This window comes from Aestuariimicrobium soli (assembly GCF_051192575.1).
Taxonomy (GTDB): domain Bacteria; phylum Actinomycetota; class Actinomycetes; order Propionibacteriales; family Propionibacteriaceae; genus Aestuariimicrobium; species Aestuariimicrobium soli.
Genome location: NZ_JBPJSQ010000010.1, coordinates 36328 through 56456, shown reverse-complemented (window position 1 = coordinate 56456; position 20129 = coordinate 36328). Strand labels below are relative to the sequence as shown.

The 20129-nt window shown below is 69.0% G+C and carries 21 protein-coding genes and 1 tRNA gene; 6 read left to right on the top strand and 16 right to left on the bottom strand.

The window, feature by feature from the left end; translation table 11 throughout:
- Position 1 precedes the first annotated feature (1 nt).
- A complete protein-coding gene (locus ACSDQ9_RS11990; RefSeq protein WP_435147329.1) occupies positions 2-1354 on the bottom strand; it encodes a M20/M25/M40 family metallo-hydrolase in 1353 nt (450 codons plus the stop codon).
- Positions 1355-1466: 112 nt separating this feature from the next.
- Between ACSDQ9_RS11990 and ACSDQ9_RS11985 the strand changes: the two genes are divergently transcribed.
- Both ACSDQ9_RS11985 and ACSDQ9_RS11980 read left to right on the top strand, forming a co-directional pair.
- A tRNA-Leu gene (locus ACSDQ9_RS11985) sits at positions 1467-1551 on the top strand.
- 166 nt (positions 1552-1717) lie between these two features.
- On the top strand, positions 1718-1999 hold the full coding sequence (locus ACSDQ9_RS11980) for a hypothetical protein (RefSeq protein ID WP_435147327.1): 282 nt from the start codon (positions 1718-1720) through the stop codon (positions 1997-1999).
- On the opposite strand, the gene ACSDQ9_RS11975 is transcribed toward ACSDQ9_RS11980, so the two are convergent.
- Complete coding sequence (locus ACSDQ9_RS11975) at positions 1996-3534, bottom strand: MFS transporter (protein WP_435147325.1); 1539 nt, start codon at positions 3532-3534, stop codon at positions 1996-1998. The genes ACSDQ9_RS11980 and ACSDQ9_RS11975 overlap by 4 nt on opposite strands.
- 118 nt (positions 3535-3652) lie before the next feature.
- Between ACSDQ9_RS11975 and ACSDQ9_RS11970 the strand changes: the two genes are divergently transcribed.
- Positions 3653-4240 (top strand): TetR/AcrR family transcriptional regulator, encoded by a 588-nt coding sequence (locus ACSDQ9_RS11970; protein ID WP_435147324.1) that lies wholly within the window; start codon positions 3653-3655, stop codon positions 4238-4240.
- On the opposite strand, the gene ACSDQ9_RS11965 is transcribed toward ACSDQ9_RS11970, so the two are convergent.
- Positions 4200-4850, bottom strand: a complete 651-nt coding sequence (locus ACSDQ9_RS11965; protein WP_435147322.1) for a hypothetical protein — start codon at positions 4848-4850, stop codon at positions 4200-4202. The two genes, ACSDQ9_RS11970 and ACSDQ9_RS11965, sit on opposite strands and share 41 nt — an antisense overlap.
- Before the next feature lie 211 nt (positions 4851-5061).
- On the opposite strand from ACSDQ9_RS11965, the gene ACSDQ9_RS11960 reads away from it, so the two are divergent.
- Positions 5062-7383: an FG-GAP-like repeat-containing protein gene (locus ACSDQ9_RS11960; protein WP_435147320.1), complete on the top strand. Its 2322-nt coding sequence runs from the start codon at positions 5062-5064 to the stop codon at positions 7381-7383.
- A gap of 35 nt (positions 7384-7418) precedes the next feature.
- Here ACSDQ9_RS11960 and dprA read toward each other — a convergent pair whose 3' ends face one another.
- The 7 genes from dprA to rplS all read right to left on the bottom strand — a co-directional run bounded on the left by dprA (position 7419) and on the right by rplS (position 12936).
- Positions 7419-8579 (bottom strand): DNA-processing protein DprA, encoded by a 1161-nt coding sequence (dprA, locus tag ACSDQ9_RS11955; protein WP_435147319.1) that lies wholly within the window; start codon positions 8577-8579, stop codon positions 7419-7421.
- Entirely contained in the window at positions 8576-10102 is a 1527-nt protein-coding gene (locus tag ACSDQ9_RS11950) for a YifB family Mg chelatase-like AAA ATPase (protein WP_435147317.1), read from the bottom strand. Before ACSDQ9_RS11950 ends, dprA begins: the two co-directional genes overlap by 4 nt.
- On the bottom strand, positions 10099-10458 hold the full coding sequence (locus ACSDQ9_RS11945) for a YraN family protein (protein WP_435147315.1): 360 nt from the start codon (positions 10456-10458) through the stop codon (positions 10099-10101). The genes ACSDQ9_RS11950 and ACSDQ9_RS11945 overlap by 4 nt, the downstream gene beginning before the upstream one ends.
- 208 nt (positions 10459-10666) lie before the next feature.
- Entirely contained in the window at positions 10667-10978 is a 312-nt protein-coding gene (locus tag ACSDQ9_RS11940; RefSeq protein WP_022909891.1) for a DUF2469 domain-containing protein, read from the bottom strand.
- Positions 10975-11613 carry a ribonuclease HII gene (locus ACSDQ9_RS11935; protein WP_435147313.1) on the bottom strand — a complete coding sequence of 213 codons (639 nt, stop codon included), beginning with the start codon at positions 11611-11613 and terminating at the stop codon, positions 10975-10977. Before ACSDQ9_RS11935 ends, ACSDQ9_RS11940 begins: the two co-directional genes overlap by 4 nt.
- On the bottom strand, positions 11610-12416 hold the full coding sequence (gene lepB, locus ACSDQ9_RS11930) for a signal peptidase I (protein ID WP_435147311.1): 807 nt from the start codon (positions 12414-12416) through the stop codon (positions 11610-11612). The genes ACSDQ9_RS11935 and lepB overlap by 4 nt, the downstream gene beginning before the upstream one ends.
- A gap of 169 nt (positions 12417-12585) precedes the next feature.
- A complete protein-coding gene (gene rplS, locus ACSDQ9_RS11925; protein WP_435147383.1) occupies positions 12586-12936 on the bottom strand; it encodes a 50S ribosomal protein L19 in 351 nt (116 codons plus the stop codon).
- Between the two features lie 259 nt (positions 12937-13195).
- Here rplS and ACSDQ9_RS11920 point away from each other — a divergent pair, with 259 nt between their 5' ends.
- Both ACSDQ9_RS11920 and ACSDQ9_RS11915 read left to right on the top strand, forming a co-directional pair.
- Positions 13196-13690, top strand: coding sequence for an RNA polymerase sigma factor (locus tag ACSDQ9_RS11920; protein WP_435147310.1), 495 nt, complete (start codon positions 13196-13198; stop codon positions 13688-13690).
- On the top strand, positions 13683-14723 hold the full coding sequence (locus tag ACSDQ9_RS11915; RefSeq protein ID WP_435147308.1) for a hypothetical protein: 1041 nt from the start codon (positions 13683-13685) through the stop codon (positions 14721-14723). Before ACSDQ9_RS11920 ends, ACSDQ9_RS11915 begins: the two co-directional genes overlap by 8 nt.
- A gap of 89 nt (positions 14724-14812) precedes the next feature.
- Here ACSDQ9_RS11915 and ACSDQ9_RS11910 read toward each other — a convergent pair whose 3' ends face one another.
- The 6 genes from ACSDQ9_RS11910 to ACSDQ9_RS11885 all read right to left on the bottom strand — a co-directional run bounded on the left by ACSDQ9_RS11910 (position 14813) and on the right by ACSDQ9_RS11885 (position 20129).
- Positions 14813-15568: a succinate dehydrogenase/fumarate reductase iron-sulfur subunit gene (locus tag ACSDQ9_RS11910; protein ID WP_435147306.1), complete on the bottom strand. Its 756-nt coding sequence runs from the start codon at positions 15566-15568 to the stop codon at positions 14813-14815.
- Positions 15565-17604 carry a fumarate reductase/succinate dehydrogenase flavoprotein subunit gene (locus ACSDQ9_RS11905; RefSeq protein WP_435147381.1) on the bottom strand — a complete coding sequence of 680 codons (2040 nt, stop codon included), beginning with the start codon at positions 17602-17604 and terminating at the stop codon, positions 15565-15567. The genes ACSDQ9_RS11910 and ACSDQ9_RS11905 overlap by 4 nt, the downstream gene beginning before the upstream one ends.
- Positions 17605-17657: 53 nt before the next feature.
- Positions 17658-18311 (bottom strand): succinate dehydrogenase cytochrome b subunit, encoded by a 654-nt coding sequence (locus ACSDQ9_RS11900; RefSeq protein ID WP_435147304.1) that lies wholly within the window; start codon positions 18309-18311, stop codon positions 17658-17660.
- A 184-nt stretch (positions 18312-18495) separates the two neighbouring features.
- Entirely contained in the window at positions 18496-19224 is a 729-nt protein-coding gene (gene trmD / locus ACSDQ9_RS11895; protein WP_435147302.1) for a tRNA (guanosine(37)-N1)-methyltransferase TrmD, read from the bottom strand.
- On the bottom strand, positions 19221-19769 hold the full coding sequence (rimM, locus tag ACSDQ9_RS11890) for a ribosome maturation factor RimM (RefSeq protein ID WP_435147300.1): 549 nt from the start codon (positions 19767-19769) through the stop codon (positions 19221-19223). Before rimM ends, trmD begins: the two co-directional genes overlap by 4 nt.
- A gap of 105 nt (positions 19770-19874) precedes the next feature.
- Positions 19875-20129, bottom strand: coding sequence for an RNA-binding protein (locus ACSDQ9_RS11885; protein ID WP_435147298.1), 255 nt, complete (start codon positions 20127-20129; stop codon positions 19875-19877).

Sequence of the window (20129 nt, the reverse complement as noted above, 5' to 3'; positions counted from 1 at the left end):
CTCAGGCCCGATCCAGGAAGTGGTCGAGCACGCGCGCGCCGAACTTCAGTGACTCCAGCGGCACCCGCTCGTCCACCCCGTGGAAGAGGGCGGTGAAGTCGAGGTCGGGTGGAAGCCGCAGCGGGGCGAAGCCGAAGCAGTTGATGTCCATGCCCTCGAACCCCTTGGCGTCGGTGCCCGCGCTGAGCAGGTACGGCACGGCCTTCGCGTGCGGATCCTCCTGGCTGAGGCTCCACTGCATGGCATCGACCAGCCCACCCGCGAACTCGGTCTCGACGGCGCGGCGGCGCACCGTGGCCTCGACCTGAATCTTCGGGCCGGCCAGTTGCTTGACCGTCTCGATGAGCTCGTCCTCGAAGCCGGGGATGAAGCGGCCGTCGAGTTGGGCCTCGGCTCGTCCGGGAATCACGTTGGCCTTGTAGCCCGCATCGACCATGGTCGGGTTCACCGTGTTGTGCATGGTGGCCCCGATCATGCGGGCGATGGAGCCGAGCCGCTCGAGGGTCTGCTCGACGTTGTCGTTGTCGACCTCGATGCCGAACGCGTCCTCGATCTCGGCCAGGAACGCCTTCTGCGCCGGGTGCAGGCGGTCGGGCCAGGTGTGCGTGCCGATGCGGTGGATCGCCCCGGCCAACTCGGTGACCGCGTTGTCGTGGTGACGCATCGAGCCGTGACCGGCGGTGCCCTCGGCGATCAACTTGAGCCAGATCAACCCCTTCTCCGCGGTCTGCACGAGGTACAGCCGCAGGTCGTCGCGCACGGTGAGCGAGAAGCCGCCGACTTCCGAGATGGCGTCGCTGCAGTCGTTGAACAACTCCGGGCGGGTGCGCGCCAGGGTGTGCGAGCCGAGTTCGCCGCCCGCCTCCTCGTCGGCGAAGAAGACCATCCTGATCGGACGACGGGGGGCGCGGCCCTCACGGACGCGGGAGCGCACCACCGAGAGCAGCATGGCGTCGAAGTCCTTCATGTCGACCGCACCGCGCCCCCAGAGCATGTCGTCGCGCACCTCGGCCGCGAACGGGTCGACCGACCAGTCGGCCGCCATCGCCGGCACCACGTCGGTGTGGCAGTGGATCAGCAGCGGCGGGATCGAGGTGTCGACGCCCTCGGGCTCCCAGTGGGCCACCAGGGTGGTGCGGCGGGGTTCGGTCTCGATCAGTTCCGAGGTGATGCCCACCTCGTCGAGGTACTCAGCGACCCGCTCGGCGCACTCGCGTTCGCCCTTCGACTCCCCCGCCCCGAAGTTGGTGGTGTCGTAGGTGATCAGGTCGCGGCAGATGTCGACCACCTCGGCGTCGGCCGTGCGGGTGGCCGCATCCGAGGGGGTCATGGGCGGTGACTGGGAGGCTGCCATGGGGCCCATCCTGCCAAGCCAGCACGCGAGTGGCGGGGCTCGTCCACTCGATTTCAGGTGCCGGGTCTCTGGTGCTATTGTTCAAGGGCTGTCCGGGCGACCGGGCGGTGGAGTCCGGGTGGCGGAATAGGTAGACGCGCTAGCTTGAGGTGCTAGTGCCCGTTAAGGGCATGGAGGTTCAAGTCCTCTCTCGGACACAGGTACGACAGCAGGTCCCGAGACATCGATGGATGTCTCGGGACCTGCCGTTTGTGCCCCCCTCGTGGTCAGGATGCAGCACCCCAGGGCGAGCGTTTCCTGGTGCGCAACGCTCGGGCTGTGGTGCTGCATCCTGACCACCCAGCCTCGTCATAGCATGGCGGCATGGCCGAGATCCGGAAGTTCAGCCCCGGCACCGGGGGCGCCATCGCCCAGGCACTGGCGAAGGCGATGGGTGAATCCGTGCGACCGACCACCCCGGGAGCGCCTCCCGAACTGGGCCCGGCCCACGACGAGGCGGTCACCGCACCCGTGAAGCCGGCGCCCACGTCGGCCGCATCGTTCGTTGTGGGCGCCGGGCAGACCTTCACGGTGTCGGCGTCAGCTGTGGCTTCGGCCCGCACCCACGCCACCCCTGACGACCAGGACGACCCGGGCGAGGACTAGCGGTCGGCGGCCCGCATCACCTGCACGGCCGCGACCAAACCGAGGGCGAGCACCCCGCCCGACACCCACACGGCTGCCGAGCTGGCATGGGCGAAGTCGGCGGCCGAGGCTCGTCCGACCGTCGCGGACCCGAGGGCCATCGACAGCGCGGTACCACCGATGGCGCTGCCCAGGGCCGACCCGACCTGCCGCACGGTGCTCTGCACCGCGGACCCCGTGCCCGAGGTCTCGACCGGCACGTCGGCCAACACCGTCGACGTGAGCTGCGCCGAGGCCAGGCCCAAGCCGAGCCCGTAGGGCAGCAACGCGGCGGCCACCCACCACTGGTGCGCCTCGCCGTTGACGGCCAGCGCGGTGAGCGCCACACCGGCCAACTCCAGCGCCAACCCCAGCACGACCACCCGGGTCGCACCGAGGGCGGCCGAGAGGTGCCGGGCGAGGGCGCCCGAGACGAAGGCGCCGGCGGCCATCGCGGCCAGCACCAGCCCGGCCCCCATCGTGGACAGTTGCAGGGACGTCACCAGGTACAGCGGGAGCACGAAGACGAGGGCGAACTCCCCCGCCGCGACCAGCCCGGCCGTCAGATTGCCCCAGGCGAACGTGGGCAGTGAGAACAGCGACACCTCCAGCACCCGCGGACGATCCGCGCGCTCCCGGCGCACTTGGTCGAGCACGAACGCGACCAGCGCGATCACGCCAATCGCCAACGACACCGGCACCGCCGAGATCGGCGCCCCCGTGCCCCAGTTGACCAGGCCCAGATCGAGGGCAGCCTTGGGCGCCCACCAGCCCAGATCGTTCCCCTCGATGAGGCCGAACACCAGGCTGGCGAACCCAACGGCCGACAGCACCGGACCGGCCAGGTCGAACCCCCTGCGGGAAGCGCGCCTTCCCGCCGACTCGCCCTCCCCCTCGCCCGTCGACTCGCGCACGACAACCACGGCGGCCGCGACCACGGCGACGCCGATCGGAACGTTGACCCAGAAGATCCAGCGCCAGTTCGCGGCGGTCGTCAGCCACCCGCCCAGCAGCGGACCGATGGCGGCCGCCCCCGACATCACGGCTCCCCAGACGCCGAAGGCGGCGGCACGGTCTCGTCTCCGGAAGGTGGCGTTGACGGTCGACAGGGTCGAGGGCAGGATCAGCGCGCCGCCGACACCCTGCACGGCCCGGGCGGCGAGCAACGCGGTGGCTCCGGGGGCGAGCACGGCGACGACGCTGCCCACGACGAAGATGCCCACCCCGGCGATCAGCAGCGCCCTGCGCCCCAGCCGGTCACCGAGCCGGCCGGCGGTGAGCAGCAGGGCGGCGAAGACGACGGAGTACAGGCTGTTGACCCACTGGGCCGTGGTCAGCGACAACCGCAGGTCACCCATGATGACCGGCAGGGCCACCCCCACGATGGTGCCGTCGAGCACGATCATCGCCAGAGCCGTGGCCAGCACCCCCAAGCCGATCCAGTCACGTCGGGACGGGCGAGGCTCGTCCACGGTGCTCACGGGTGCGGTGACGGGTCGATCGGTACGGGTGGTCATGGTCGCTCCTCTTTCGCGACAGTGTGTCTCAAACATCTCCAGCGTAGGTTTGCGACACCATGTCGTCAAGTTGACGACGGACGGGTGGCGAGGCGATCGGCCGTGGGAGAATCACCCCATGCCCAGGATCGATGCACCCACGGTTGCCGAGCACCGCGCCATCGTGCGTGAGCGGCTCATCGACGCCGCGGAGCAACTGCTGCGCAGCGGCCAGCCCGAGGGACTCACTGCTGGCGCCGTGACGAAGGCGGCCGGCATTGCCCGCAACAGCATCTACCGCTACGTCGACTCGGTCGACGACCTGCCGGCACTCGTGCTCGAACGTCACCTGCCGGCCTGGACGCGGGCCGTCGACGAGGCCTTGGCGGGGGTGACGGAACCGGGCGAGCGGATCCGTCGTTGGGTGCGGGCGAACATCGACCAGGCCGCCCTCACCGGCCACGGCTGGATGATGAACGCGGCCCGCACGTGGAAGGTCTCCCCCGCCGTTCAGCCCGTGATGGATGCCGCCCACGCCTCGATGCGCGATGTCGTCGGCGATGCCTGGCATGAACTGACCGCGGACGAAGCGACCGCCCAGGCGTCTGCGGCCCTGACCCGAGGGCTGCTGGAGTCGGCCTTCCGGCAGGTGGATGCCGGTGCCGATCCCGACCTGGTGGCACGTGTCAGCGATCGGGCTGTTCGGGGGTTGCTGTCCCAGACCTGAGCGCCGTCGGGGCCGGCATGGACAGTCCGACCCTGTCGAGTTCGAGTTTGGCCAGTTTGCGAATGACCTCACGATCACGCCGACGCCAGGCCCCCATGGGATCGTTGGAGATGTTGGCGAGCACCGGCATCGGCTGGTTGGCCATCGCGCGGAGGGCGAACAGGTCAAGGTCGGCGTCGGCGTCGATGAACTTCTGCGCTGCCGCGGAGTTGCGGGCGAACGACACTCGTCGCGGAAGCCAGAGCAGCAGGACGAGGGCGATCGGGGCCGCGGCGGTGAGGACTCCCATCACCCAGGCCACAGTGCCGATCGTCGCCACCTGCCCGTTGGCCTGGGTCACCAGCTGGTCGAGATCGCCTGCCATGCCGTCGAACGGCCGGGCGAGCTGGTCACCCACCCCGGGCACCCTGCCAAGCTGACCGCTGGCCTCGCGCATTCGCGCCGCCAGCTCGCCCGAGGTCTTCGCCGTCTGGCGCGCCGGACCGGCGAGCTCATTGATGACACCGTGCACGACCGTACCCAACCAGACCCACACCACCACCCAGGCCAGAACAATGATGTCGCCACCCGCCTGTCGGGTTGCCCTCCACCCTCGTGCATAGAACCTCATGGTTCACCTTCCCCATCGCGACGCCCGCCGCTCGTCGTCACAGCTTCTCAGAACCCCACGCCTGAAGTACGACTGCAGGGTTTCAGTCGGGACGATCCGTCCGGCGGCCGCTCCGTTGACCATCCGAGGTGCAATCCGACCCCCGATGTGGTCACGATGGGGTCGGGCCGTCCCAGCCCGGGACGCCTCTCCGCCCGCAGACCCCCCGAATGTGAGCAGTCCCATGACGTATGCCCGTCGCGTGCTCGCCGCCACCACCGTCACGACGATGGTGGCCGCTTTGGCACTCACCACCTCCCCGCCACAGGCGCAGGCCGCCCCACGTGTCGACACCGAGCATGTCTCCCTGTCGCCCGCCACCGGATCCACGAAGGTGACGGTTGACCAGAAGACCTACTCCGTGGTGGCCACGATGCAGGAAACCGCCACCCAGCCCTTCGATCTGCTGGGCTTCACCTGGTCGTCCCAGACCGGCACGGTGAGCGTGCAGTACCGCGTGCGCCACGACAAGACGTGGTCGCCGTGGCAGACCCTCGACGTCGACCCCAGTGAGGGCGGACGACCCGGAACCGATCCCGCCTACACCGACGGCGCCACCGGCCTGCAGGCACGTGTCGTCACGAGCGACGGCGGCAGCGTCGTGGGGGCGAAGGCCACGCTGATCGACCCCGAGCAGGTGCCTGCCGACGACATCCCCGCCAGCGTCTCGACGCAGGCCGTCTCGGGCTACGTGCCCAAGCCCGCCGTGATCAGCCGCGCGGCTTGGGGTGCGGACGAAAGCCTGCTCGCCACCAACGGCGCCGACTGCGTTCCGCCCGACTACGACAGCACCACCCGGGCCGTGATCGTGCACCACACCGCGGGCGTCAACTCCTATTCCAAGGATCAGTCGGCGTCGATCGTGCGCGGCATCTACCGCTTCCACGTGCTGGATCGTGGCTGGTGCGACATCGGTTACAACGCGCTGGTCGACAAGTACGGCCAGATCTTCGAGGGTCGCCATGGCGGTCTCGAGTACCCGGTGCACGGGGCCCATGCCACGTTGTGGAACACCAACACGTTCGGCGTCAGCGTGATGATGAACTCCAACACCGCCGCGGTGACCGCCGAGACCAAGAGCGCCCTCACCCGGGTGATCGCCTGGAAACTGGCGAACAACTACCGCCCCGCCGAGGGCAAGGTGACGCTGGCCGGCAAGACCATCAACATCATCTCGGGTCACGGCGACGTGATGTCGACCGACTGCCCGGGCACCAACCTGCGGGCGTTCCTGCCGACGCTGCGCACCCAGGTGACCGCAGCCCTCAGCACCACGACCACCCTGCAGGCACGCTGGCTGCAGCTCGGTGGGGAATCGGGCCAGCTGGGCTCGCCCTACGTGCTGGAACGCAACCTGGCCGGTGGCCGCGTGGTCGACTTCACGAAGGGAAGCCTGTTCCTGACGACGGCCAAGCAGGTGCTGCAGCTGAACGCCCCGATGGCCTCGCGCGCCCGTGCCGCCGGGTACGACAACCTCGGCATGCTGATCAGCAACCCCGTCGCCCGCTCGGGTGGGCTGGTTGCCAGGTTCCCCAACGGCGAGGTGCACTGGAGCACCAGCAGCAAGGCTGTGCTGGTCTACCCGCCGGTGCTCAGCTGGCTGAACCAGCACCCCGACGTCAAGAGCCAACTGGGGCTGGCGGTCACCGATCGCATGCGGACGAGCTCCGGCACGCTGCTGCAGCAGTTCCAGCACGGCTCGCTGGTGCAGCGCTCCGACGGCAGCTTCGCGGTCAGCGCTGGCCGCGTCGCCGACAGCCTGGCCGACGTGGTGACCGTCGACAGTGCGGGCGCCCTGTGGTGGATTCCCACCGTTCCCGGCACCCGCAAGGGTGGCACTCCCGTGCAGATCGGGCACGGCTGGTCGACCACCGCCTGGTTGAGCCAGCTGCCCGACATCAACGGTGACGGGCTCACCGAACTGGTGGCCCGCCGCAGCGACGGCACCCTGTGGTTGTATCGCAGCGACCCGACCGGCAGCTTCTCGAGCGCCCTGCAGATCGGTCAGGGCTGGGGCAGCATGCGCCAGCTGGTGATCATGAAGGATCTCGGCGGCGACGGTGGCCCGGAACTGCTGGCGCTGAGCTCCGACCATCGACTGCTGCGCTACTCCTTCACCAACAACGCCACCGTGCTGCGGGGGCCGACGACGCTGGCCCAGAACTGGACCGACGTGCGCCTGATGGCCACCGTCGACGACTTCATCGGTGACCCGACCCCCGACCTGTTGACGGCCGACTCGCAGGGTCGCCTGTGGGTGCACACCCTCAACCGCGACGGCAGCCCGATCGCCAAGACCCAGGTCGGCAACGGCTGGCAGGGCATGAACCAGATGTGGACGCCCGGCGACATCGAAGGTGGCGGACGTCGCGACCTGATGGCCCGCAACGCCTCCACCGGTGCCCTGCAGGGATATCTGAACATCGGCGGCCAGAAGTGGAGCGGAATCGGCGTCTGGTACGCCAACGGGGGTGGTTACCGCCTGCTGGCGTGAGTGCCGCAGGGGGCTCGCCGCGGGCGTGACCTCCCTCACGCCGCCGCCCGGCGGGGTCGGGCCAAGACCCACCCCGCCGGATGCGGTGCGACCAACCCCCGCTCCTCCAGCTCCCCCAGCGCCGCCAGGCACTCGGGCGGTCGCAGTCCCGTCGCCTCGGCGATCTCGTCCACCGAGGTCGGGCGGCGCGGGTACAGGCGTTCGCGCACCTGCACCAGCAGGTCGGGCAGATCGTCCAACAGGCTCGGCTGCACTCCTCGGTCGGCCTCGGCCCGGCCGGCGTCCAGCGGCGCCAGCACGTCGCGAATGTCCTGCGCCGAGGTGACCAGGGACGCCTCCCCCGTCGCGATCAGGCGGTTGGCCCCCTGCGACATCGACGACGTGACCGGCCCGGGCACCGCCATCACCGGCCGGGAGATGCGGTTGGCCCACGCAGCCGTGTTCAGCGCCCCCGACCGATGGGCAGCCTCGACCACCACCACGGCGCGACACAGGGCCGCGATGATGCGGTTCCTGGCCAGGAACCCCGACTTGGTCGGACGAGCCCCCGGCGCCACCTCCGAGACCACGAGCCCCGACTCGGCCACCGAGGCCAGCAGCCGCTCATTCCCCTTCGGGTAGAACTCATCCAGCCCACCCGCGAGCACCGCCACCGTCGCCCCCGTCGTCAACGCACCGCGGTGCGCGGCGGCGTCGATGCCATAAGCGCCGCCACTCACCACCGTGCGGCCGGGCTCGCCCCCGCGCCCGCCCACCGTCAGGTCGACCGCGAGGTCGACCGCCACGCGCTCCCCGTACGACGAGGCCGCCCTCGACCCCACCAGCGCGACCCCCGAGACGTCGACCAGCGACAGCGGTCCACGCAGCCACAGACCGAGCGGAACCCCGCCCAGCCCGGGGTCGAGTCGACCGGGTTCGGGAACCCGCAGGTCACCCAGACTCGACGGCCACTCCGGGTCACCCGGCACCACGAAGCGCAGCCCCAGCCTGGTGGTGGCCTGCTCCACCTCGGCGAGGTCGACCTGCCGAGCACGTTGCGCCAGATGGGTGTCCTGGCTCGCGGACCGCTCGGTCCGCAACCGTGCCCACACCGCCGGTGCGCCATGGTCGGCCACCAACTCGGCCAAGCCCCGCAACCCCCCACCGCTGGCCTTCGCCAACCCCGCTCGAGCGCGGTGATCCTCGTCCCACGTCATGCCGCCACCCCTTCCTGGTCACCGCGGCGCATGGCCAGCGCCGCTCTGGTGTCTGCCACGCTGATCCGATCGCGGCCGGCCAAATCGGCCAGGGTCCACGCGATCCGGACGACCTTGTCGACTCCCCGGGCGCTGATCTGCCCTCGCACGAGCGCCAGATCGACCAGCTCGCCGCCCTCCGGCGCCGGTAGGTGATGGCGCAGCACGCTGCCGGGCACCTCACCGTTGACGTGGAAGCCGAGTTCGGCCAACCGCCGATGTTGACGCTGGCGGGCCTCGGCGACGCGCTCGGCCACCGCGGCAGATGGCTCGGCCCGAGTGAGCGAGGCCTTCAACGTGGCGTTGTTCAGCGGCAACAAGTGCTGCTGAACGTCGATCCGGTCGCGGATCGGCCCCGAGATCCGTTCCTGGTAGCGGCGCACCACCATGGGGGCGCACCGACACTGCTGGCCCGCGACACCGTGATTCCCGCACGGGCACGGATTGGCCGCGAGCACCAACTGGAAGCGGGCGGGGAACCGGCAGGTGACCTGCGACCTGGCGATGGTGGCCCAGCCGGTCTCGAGCGGGGTGCGCAACGCGTCGAGCACGTGCGGCCCGAACTCGGGAGCCTCGTCCAGGAAGAGCACCCCACGGTGTGCCAGCGACACACTGCCCGGTCGGGCGATGCGCTGACCGCCGCCCACCACCGACGACAGCGAGGCGTTGTGCAGGGGATCGGAGTAGGGCGGGCGGGTCACCAGGCTGCCGCCGAGCATGCCCGCGAGCGAATGGATCGCCGACACCTCGAGCGCCTCGGCGGTGGTCAGGTCGGGAAGGATCGTCGGTAGTCGGCTGGCCAGCATCGACTTGCCCACGCCCGGCGCTCCGTGCAGCAACAGGTGATGCCGGCCAGCTGCAGCCACCTCGAGGGCGAACCTGGCCTCGGCCTGCCCGGCCACGTCGGCGAGATCGGGTTCGCCGATCACGCGCAGCGGCTCCCCCACCGGCACCGGCCGGGGCGGATGGACGGGCCTGCCCTCGAGCACGTCGACGAGGTCGCCCAAGGTCTCGACCCCCCAGATGGTCAGGCCCTCGACCAGTTCTGCCTCCGGAACCTGCGCGGCCGGGACGATCGCCCGGGTCATGCCGGCCTCGACGGCAGCGAGCAGTCCGGGCAGGACCCCCCGCACCGCCCGAACCCGACCGTCCAGCTGGAGTTCACCGAGCATCACCGTGGTCGCCAACAGGTCGCGCGGCACCGATCGTTCCACTGCCAGCACGGCGGCCGCGATGGCCAGGTCGTAGTGGGTACCCGACTTCGGCAGCGCCGCCGGGGTCAGGTTGATGGTCACCAACTGGCCCGGCCACGACAGACCCGATCCCTGGATGGCCGCCTTGACCCGGTCACGGGCCTCGTACAGCGGCTTGTCGGGTGATCCCACCAACACCGTGCGCGGCAGACCACCGCCCTTCGCTGCCTCGACCTCGACCAGGTGCCCCTCCAGCCCGAGCAGGCCCACCGACCACGCCGACGACGTCATCGGGTGATCCCCTGGGCGTGCGTGAGGTCGATGCCCTCGCGGTCCCTGACCAGGCCGATGGCGTCGATGCGCAGCTTGCGCGCCGGCCGATTCTGCTCGCGCAACCACCACAGCGCCAGCTCGTGGAGCTTGCGCACCTTCGCGCAGGTCACCGCCTCGAGCGGGTCACCGTACCCTCGTCCCGAGCGAGTCTTGACCTCGATGAAGACGACCGTGCCATCGGGTTGTCGGGCCACCAGGTCGAGTTCGCCCACCGGGCAGCGCCAGTTGCGGTCGAGCACCGTCCACCCGAGCGAGACCACGTGCCTCGCGGCCTGCTCCTCGCCCCACCGGCCCAGCACCTGCGTCGCCCGCATGGGGTTCCCCGTGCTTGGGTTCCCCTTGCTCTGGTTCGCCGTGCTCTGGTTCGCCGGCATGTCGTCGCCCATCGCGACCACCTCCCTCTACCGGGAGTGATACGCGCTGTCGGCGCCCTCGTCGCACAATCCACAGGTTCAGCGAACGGGTGGGCGTGTCGCACGAACTTGTCCACAGCCACGGCCCGTCAGTGCCGCGGCAGGGACCTCACTTCTGGTCGGGCACCTGCAGGTCGGAGTGCACGATCTCCTCGATCGAGACGTCTCGGAAGGTCAGCACCTTCGCCGACTTCACGAACCGTGCGGGCCGGTACATGTCCCAGACCCAGGCATCGGCCATCGAGACCTCGTAGTAGACGTCACCACCCTCGGTGCGCACCTTCAGGTCGACCGCGTTGCACAAGTAGAACCGCCGCTCGGTCTCGACCGCATAGGTGAAGATGCCGACGACGTCCTTGTACTCGCGATACAGGTCTAGTTCGAGTTTCGACTCGTACGCTTCGAGGTCTTCAGCGCTCATGGTGCCTTCACTGTAGCCGCTCGCCTGACGATCTCGAACCGGCGGCGATGGATGTCGACGGGCCCGAAACGCTCGAGCTCGGCCTGGTGCTCGGCGGTGCAGTAACCCTTGTGCACATCGAACGCGAAGTCCGGGTAGTGCTGGGCCAGCTCGGCCATCCGGCGGTCGCGGGTGACCTTGGCGATCACCGAGGCCGCCGCGACGCACGCGGCCACCCGATCACCCTTCCAGACGGCCAGTCCCGGCACGCCCAGACCGTCCACGGGGAACCCGTCGGTGAGCACGAAGCCGGGAGTCACGTCGAGGCGCAGCACCGCCCGCCGCAGACCCTGGATGTCGGCGACGTGCATGCCGAGGTCGTCGCACTCGTCCGCCTCGATGCTGACGCAACTGACCGCCACGGCCTTGGCCATGATCTCGTCGTAGCACCGCTCCCTCGCCTTGGCGGTGAGCAGCTTGGAGTCCTTGAGCCCGGTGATCCGTCGGGCAGGCGTGTCGGCCAGCACGACGGCCGCCGCCACCAGTGGACCGGCGCAGGCGCCTCGTCCGGCTTCGTCCGCGCCCGCGATCGGTGCGAAACCGGCCCGGGTGAGCGCCCGCTCGTAGCCGTACAGGCCTCGTCCGGGACGAATCACTGGCAGCCGACCCCCTCGGGGACGATGGTGGCCTGCTCGGGTGCCGCTCCCCCGGAGGCGACCGTGTCGAAGACCGCGGGGCGCTTCATCGTGCGCCAGCGATCGAGGGGTGCGACGATCTGCACGGCCGGACCCACGACGTCGGCCATCGGGACGAAGGCCGAGGCCCCGCGAGGTCGTCCGTCGTTGGTGATGTCGGCCAGATGGCAGCGCGAGTCGTAGGAGTCGTTGCGGTGGTCGCCCATCACGAAGACGGTGTCCTTGGGAACCACCACCTCGAAGGCCACGCTGGCGGGCGCGACGAGGCCGCTGGCGTCGCTGTAGAGGTAGGTCGACTCGTCGAGCAGAGTGCCGTTGACGCTCAACTGCTTCTGCTCGGGGCTCCACTTCACGGTGTCGCCCGGCATGCCGATGATGCGCTTGATCAGGTGCTGGTCGCTGGTGTCGGGCAGCACCCCCAGAAACTCGGCGGCCTTGCGCCAACCGGTGGGCTGCGCGGCCGGGGCCAACCAACCGCCGGGATCCTTGAAGACCACCACGTCGCCGCGGTGCACCGACGTCACCTTGCTGACCACCACCCGGTCGTTGATCAACAAGGTGTTCTCCATCGAGCCCGACGGGATCACGAAGACCTGGCCCAGGAAGGCGCGGATCAGCGATGAGATCACCAGGGCGATGACGGCGACCACGACGATCTCCTGCACCCAGCCGAGGAGCACGAGGAGCCCCCCCTTGCGCGGCGGTTTCGTCGTCCCCGAATCCTCGGGCTCGTCCGCCACGGGCGGGGTGGTCTCGTCGCTCACGCGCTACTCCTCGGTGGATGGGGCGCACCCGGCGCCCTGTGACCACCTCATCCTAGGTGCCCTGCACGAGCCGCGACGCCCGCCACCCGGCGCGCCCGCGGGTCGACCCACGCAAAACGTCCCGCACCCCCACAGGGGGCCGGGACGTCTCGGGCGGAGTGAGCAGGCCTCAGGCCTCGCGCTTCTCCTTGATCTTGGCAGCCTTGCCGCGCAGACCGCGCAGGTAGTACAGCTTGGCGCGACGCACGTCACCGTGACGCTCGACCTCGATCTTCTCGATGATCGGGGAGTGCAGCGGGAAGGTGCGCTCGACACCGGTGCCGAACGACACCTTGCGCACGGTGAACGACTCGCGAACACCGCCACCGGTGCGCGAGATCACCACGCCGGCGAAGACCTGCACACGAGAGCGGTTGCCCTCGATGACCTTCACGTGCACCTTGACGGAGTCGCCGGCACGGAAGGTGGGGATGTCGTCGCGCAGCGACGCCTGGTCGATCTGATCGATCAGCTGGCTCATGATGGTGTCCTCGCCGGTGCCATGGGTCACCCGTGAAAGTATCTGGTGGTCAGTTCCCCGTCCTCGGACGATCCCCCCATGGCAGGAGCCGCGGGCCGGGCAACAGCAGACCATTCTGCCATGGCAGGAGCCGCACGGCGAAATCGGCACGAAACCCACCGCTCCCATGCAACCCGACCCGCCACCCGGGCGTAGTAGACGTGACAGTTGACCACCGACGACGCCCGTCACCCACACGTCAGGAAGGAGGTGGCGAACCATGGACGAACAGACCTTCGACGCCTTCTACCGACAGTCCTTCTCGAAGCTGGTCGCGCAGGTCTACGGCATGTGCGGCAACCTCACCGAGGCGCAGGACTGTGTGCAGGAAGCCTTCATCCGCGCTTGGGACCATCGCAAGCAGCTCGACAGCGAGCAGCATCCCGAGGCGTGGGTTCGCACCACCGCTTACCGCCTGTCCGTCTCCCGCTGGCGCAAGGCACGACGTGCCTTCCGCCAACCCGATCGGGCGTTGGAGCCCATGCAGGCGCACGCCTCCCCCAGCCCCACCCGCGTGGCCCTTGACCGGGCCCTCGACCAACTCCCCTCCGATCAGCGACGAGTCATCGTGCTGCATCACCTGTGCGACCTGAGTGTCGCCGAGATCGCCGACGAAGTCGGCTCGCCGACCGGAACCGTCAAGGCCCGGTTGTCACGCGGACGGGCCGCCCTGGCCCGCCTGCTCTCCGATGATCTGGAGGCGCGTCATGCCTGATGTCCACACCCCGCAGAACCCCGGCGACCAGCCATTCAAGAATTCCAACGGGCCACTGGACGATGCCTGGCAGTCCTTCGGCTCCGACGCCCAGGGGGTCCCCATGCTCGAAGCACGCGAAGTCCGACGCCTCGGGGATCGCCGCCGGGCGACCCGCCGGGCCACGATTGCCGGTGCGACCCTCGGTGTCGCCGTCCTGGCCGGCGCCGGTGTCGTGCTGGGCACGGGAGGTTTCCAGCGGACGACTGGCCCCGACATTGCCGGCAGCCCGAGTCAGGCGACCCCCAGCGTCACGGCACCCAGCGTCACGGCGCCCTCGGTGTCCACGTCGTCGGTCGCGCCGAGCGCCACCTCGACGCCCTCCGGCAGTTCCAGTTCAGCGGTCGACCCCAGCTCACCCGGCAACCCGAGCTCACCCGCGAGCCAGGTCAGCAAGCCCGCCGTCGATGCCATCACGAGCGACAACCTGCCGACCAACCAGGAGATCTACCTGCAGAAGCCGGGCGACGTGATCACGCCGATGGTGCTCGACGAGTTGGGCACGGCCTCGGAGGAACAGACCTTCTGGCTCTGCGAGAACGGTCTCGCCCAGCAGCCGGGGATCGTCGCGGCCAAGACGGCGATCTTCACCAACGGCAGTGGCACGTTCACGAGGGCGCACCTCATTCAGCTCGGCTCGGCCGCGCAGGCCAGTGCGCTGGCCGACACCATTCGCGGCTGGAACGACACCTGCCCCTCGCGGGTGAAGGGGGCCGGCGACGTGCCGGCCAAGGCCCAGAACGAGAAGACCACCACTGTCGACGGCGTGCGGGTCGACTTCTCCACCCAGATGATCGTCGTCGACAACGAGGAAGGCCTGTGGAACGGCGTGCTCGTGCTGGTCGACGGTGATCGGGTGATGGTGATCGCCGAGTTCGCTCGCGGCATGGACTACAACTCGGTCGGCCCGGCGATGCATGCCGAGAACCCCGACCTGCCGTTGGTGAACACCGCCCGGCAGCTCGACGCCATCATCGCCCGCCTGCGAGCCTGACCTTCACCACCACGGCGGTCGGACCCTCATGAATCCATGAGGGTCCGACCGCCGTGTGGTGGGCTCGCCGGTGTTGGCGGGCTCGGGGCTCAGTGAGTCTTGCCGTCGCCCTTGAACAGCGACGAGATCAGGTCACGGTTGAGCTGGCTGATCGACTCCAGCGGGATGCCCTTGGGGCAGACCTGGGCGCACTCACCGATGTTGGTGCAGCCGCCGAAGCCTTCCTCGTCGTGCTGGGCCACCATCGACTTCACGCGGCTGTACCGCTCGGGCTGGCCCTGCGGGAGCATCGCCAGGTGGGTGATCTTCGCCGAGGTGAACAGCATCGCCGAACCGTTCGGGCAGGCGGCCACGCAGGCCCCACAGCCGATGCAGGTGGCGTTGTCGAAGGCGAGGTCGGCCTCCCGCTTGGGGGCGGGCACCGAGTGGGCCTCGGGCGCCGACCCCGTGTTGGCAGAGATGTAGCCCCCGGCCTGGATGATCCGGTCGAACGCCGACCGGTCGACGACGAGGTCCTTGATGACCGGGAAGGCGCCCGCCTTCCACGGCTCGATGTCGATGGTGGCGCCATCGGCGAACGAACGCATGTGCAGCTGGCAGGTGGTGGTGTGCTGGCCGCCGTGGGCGACGCCGTTGATCACCACACCACACATGCCGCAGATGCCCTCACGACAGTCGTGGTCGAAGGCCACCGGCTCCTCGCCCCGCTCGGTGAGGTGCTCGTTGAGCAAGTCGAGCATCTCGAGGAACGACATGTCCTCCGAGACCCCGTCGAGCGGGTAGGTGACCATCTTGCCCGCGGCGTCGGCCTTGGCCTGACGCCAGATGCGCAGTGTGACCTTCACTTGTAACTCCGTTGCTTGAGCTCGATTGCCTGGTAGACCAGCGGTTCCTTGTGCAGGATCGGCTTGCCGTTCTCGCCGCCCCACTCCCAGGCCCCGACGTAGAGGAACTGGTCGTCGTGACGCAGCGCCTCCCCGTCCTCGGTCTGGCTCTCACCGCGGAAGTGGCCGCCGCACGACTCGCGTCGGTGCAGCGCGTCGATGCACATCAGTTCGCCGAGTTCGAAGAAGTCGGCCAGACGACCGGCGCGCTCGAGGGTCTGGTTGAAGTCCTCGTTGACGCCGGTGACCTTCACGTTGGACCAGAACTCGGCCTTGAGCGCGCGGATCTTCTCGATCGCCAGCATCAGGCCGTCCTCCCAACGCTCCATGCCGCAGTACTCCCACATGATGTTGCCGAGTTCCTTGTGGAAGGAGTCGACGGTGCGGGTGCCGTTGATCGACAGCAGCTTGTCGATGCGCGCCTTGGCCGAGGTCAACGCCTCCGCGGCGGCCGGATGCGAGTCGTCGATCTTCTCGAACGGTGCGCCCGCCAGGTAGTCGTTGATGGTGTTGGGCAGGACGAAGTAACCGTCGGCCAGACCCTGCATCAGCGCCGACGCCCCCAGTCGGTTGGCGCCGTGGTCGGAGAAGTTCGCCTCGCCACAGACGTACAGGCCGGTGATCGACGACTGCAGGTCGTAGTCCACCCACAGACCACCCATGGTGTAGTGCACCGCCGGGTAGATGCGCATCGGCACCTCGTAGGGGTTCTCACCGGTGATCTGGGCGTACATGTCGAAGAGGTTGCCGTACTTCTTCTCGACGGCCTCGCGTCCCAGTCGTCCGATGGCCTCGGCGAAGTCGAGGTAGACACCGCGACGCATCTCGCGCTCGTTGCCGTCGTGGTCGCGCTCCTTGACCGCGGGACCGACGCCTCGTCCCTCGTCACACATGTACTTCGCCTGACGCGAGGCGATGTCACGGGGGACGAGGTTGCCGAAGCTCGGGTAGATGCGCTCGAGGTAGTAGTCGCGATCCTCCTCGGGGATCTGACGCGGATCCTTCGAGCAGTCCTCGACCTTCTTGGGCACCCAGATGCGGCCGTCGTTGCGCAGCGACTCCGACATCAGGGTCAGCTTCGACTGGGTCTCGCCGTGCACCGGGATGCAGGTCGGGTGGATCTGCGTGTAGCAGGGGTTCGCGAAGTGAGCACCCTTGCGGTGCGCACGCCAGGAGGCGGTCACGTTGCAGCCCATGGCATTGGTCGACAGGAAGAAGACGTTGCCGTAGCCACCGGTGGCGAGCACCACCGCGTCGGCGTAGTGGGCCTCGATCTTGCCGGTGACCATGTCACGGGTGACGATGCCGCGGGCCCGGTCGTCGACGATGATGAGCTCGACCATCTCGTGGCGGGTGTGCATCTTCACCGTGCCGGCCGCCACCTGCCGCTCGAGGGCCTGGTAGGCGCCGATCAGCAGCTGCTGACCGGTCTGGCCGCGGGCGTAGAAGGTGCGCTGCACCTGCACGCCGCCGAAGGAGCGGGTGTCGAGCAGGCCACCGTACTCGCGGGCGAAGGGCACGCCTTGGGCCACGCACTGGTCGATGATGTTGGCCGACACCTCGGCGAGGCGGTACACGTTGGTCTCACGCGAGCGGTAGTCGCCGCCCTTGACGGTGTCGTAGAACAGTCGGTGCACCGAGTCGCCGTCGTTGCGGTAGTTCTTGGCGGCGTTGATGCCACCCTGCGCGGCGATCGAGTGCGCGCGGCGGGGGCTGTCCTGGTAGCAGAAGTTCAACACGTTGTAGCCGGCCTCGCCGAGCGTCGCGGCGGCGGCGCCACCGGCCAGACCGGTACCGACGATGATCACGGTGAGCTTGCGACGGTTGGCCGGGTTGACCAGCTTGGCCGAGAACTTGCGGGCTCCCCACATCTTGTCGATGGGCTGGGAGAGATCGGCCTTGGTGTCGGCGATGTCGTCGCCGAGGGCCCAGTAGTCGGTGGCGGCGGGGCCGGCGCTGTCGGCCGGCGCCTCGACCGAACCAGTCTCGGGCGACATCGACTCGGCGTCGGCCTCGACGAGGGCCTGCTCGGTGTTCTGGGGGGTCTCGCTCATTGTCCAATCACCTTCGTCAGAATCAGCACCGGCGGAATCATGAAGCCCAGGAAGAGTGCCACCGCGATCACGTACGCGACCACCTTCAGCACGCGACGGGCCGCGGCCGAGGTGTTGGCGCCCAACGTGGCCAAGGCGCTCCAGACGCCGTGCCACAGGTGCATGCACACGGCCGCCATGGCGATGCCGTAGAACACGACCACCCACCACTCACCGAACCCGGCCACCACGCGGTCGTACGGCGCCAGCGCCTTCGTGCCGCTCGGGTAACCGAACTTCAGCACCTCGGCGGTGAACTGCAGAAGGTGGACGACCACGAACAGCACGATGATGATGCCGCCCCAGATCATGGTGCGAGCCGCGAAGCTCTTCTCCATGTTCTTCTTGGTCACGTACCGAGACCCACCGGTGTTGGCAGCCGCCCGCGCCCGCAGCCGGAAGGCCGAGACCATGTGGAGCACCACCGCGGCCAGCAGCACGATGCGCATGATCCACAGGAACACGCCGTGCGGGAGTGCGGGGTACCCGAAGCTGCGCAGCCAGTGCGAGTACTCGTTGAACTCCTTGCCGTCATCGGGCAGGAGCACCTTGAAGTTGCCGAACATGTGCGCGAGCAGGAACGCGACCAGCAGCAGCCCCGTGATGGCCATGACGGCCTTCATTGCCACCGTGGATCGCACCGCTCGTTGGTGAGTAGTCAGTGTTGTCGCCACGCACAGCACCTTAGCCACATGCCACCCGGGAGTGAACCGACGCCCCCGTCCATTGACCGCTCTGCCGAGAAATCGACGACATGCGCTGCGACAAGCGCAAATACGTCACTTCATTGTGACGTTATTTGTCCAACAGATCGGGTCGGCGACGCCTCGTCAGCTCGAGGGCCTGCTCACGCCGCCAGGCGGCGATGTTGCCGTGGTGGCCACCCATCAACACCTCGGGCACGTCGAGCCCACGCCACGAGGCCGGCTTCGTGTACACGGGGTACTCGAGCAACCCGTCGTGGGCCTCGGAGTGGGATTCCTCGTCGAGGCTGGCCGGATTGCCGATCACGCCGGGAATGAGGCGGACGATGGCCTCGACCATCGCCAGCACCGCCACCTCTCCCCCGTTGAGCACGTAATCGCCCAGACTGAGCTCGCGCACCTCGGCCCGGGCGGCGGCGTGGTCGAAGACCCGCCGGTCGATGCCCTCGTAGCGGCCACAGCAGAACAACAACTGCTGGTGGCCCGACAACTCCTGGGCGATCGCCTGGGTGAACCGCTCCCCCGACGGGGTGGGCACGATGATCGTCGGCGGCCGCTCGGGATCGATGAGCGCGTCGAAGGCCTCCCCCCACGGCTCGGGCTTCATCACCATGCCAGCCCCACCGCCGTAGGGGGTGTCGTCGGTGGTGTGGTGACGGTCGTGGGTCCACTGTCGCAGGTCGTGCACCCCCAGCTCGAGCAGCCCCGAGGTGATCGCCTTCCCGACCAAGGACAGCCGCAGCGGTGCCAGGTAGTCGGGGAAGATCGAGACGACGTCGATCCGCTGGCGCGCCCCACCCACCGGCTCGACCGCGCTCATGCGTCGGCCTCGTCGTCCAACAGCCCGGGCAGGGGGACGATGGTCAGTGTTCCCGCGGCGAGGTCGACCTCGGGCACGAGTGCGGTGACGAAGGGCACCAGGCGCTCGGTGCCGGCGACATCGAGGGCCAGCAGGTCCTGCTCGGCCAGGTGAACGACATGGGTCACTCGTCCGATCTCGTCGCCGTCGGAGGTGACCGCGAGCAGGCCGACCAGCTGGCGGTCGTAGTACTCGCCCTCGTCGGTGGGGCGCTCGTCGGCGGGCACCCGCACCTCGAGCTCGGCCCCGCGCAGGGCCTCGGCGTCGGTGCGGTCGGCGACCTCGTCGAAGGTCACCAGCAGACGACTCGAGTGCCAGCGGGCGTGCGCGACCGTGAGGGCGCGGCGGGTGGTGCCCTGCACCGCGGTCAGCACGGAGCCGGTGGCGAACCGGCGCTCCGGTTCGTCGGTGCGCAGGTCGATGGTCAGGTCGCCGCGGATGCCGTGCGCGCGCCCGATGACGCCGACGGTGACGGCGATGAGGCCGTCGTTGCTGGTGTCGGTCATGGTGGGGTCACCCTCTCATGAAAACGTCTGGCGTGAAGCGTCCGGTCGGGCCAGAAACAGGCGTTGCCCCGCACCGGATGGTGCGGGGCAACGCCCATGGTGGTGTCAGTTGCGGAAGCCTGCGCGGCGGTCCACGTCAACGAAGTCGACGCGCACCTGCTCGCGACCGGCCAGCGCACCGATGACGGTGCGCAGGGCCGAGGCGGTACGACCCTGCCGGCCGATCACCTTGCCGATGTCGTCGGGGTGCACCCGCACCTCGAGCAGGCGACCACGGCGCAGGTCCTTGTCCTTCACGCGCACGTCGTCGGGGTTGCCGACGATGCCGCGGACGAGGTGCTCCAGGGCTTCCTGCAGCAC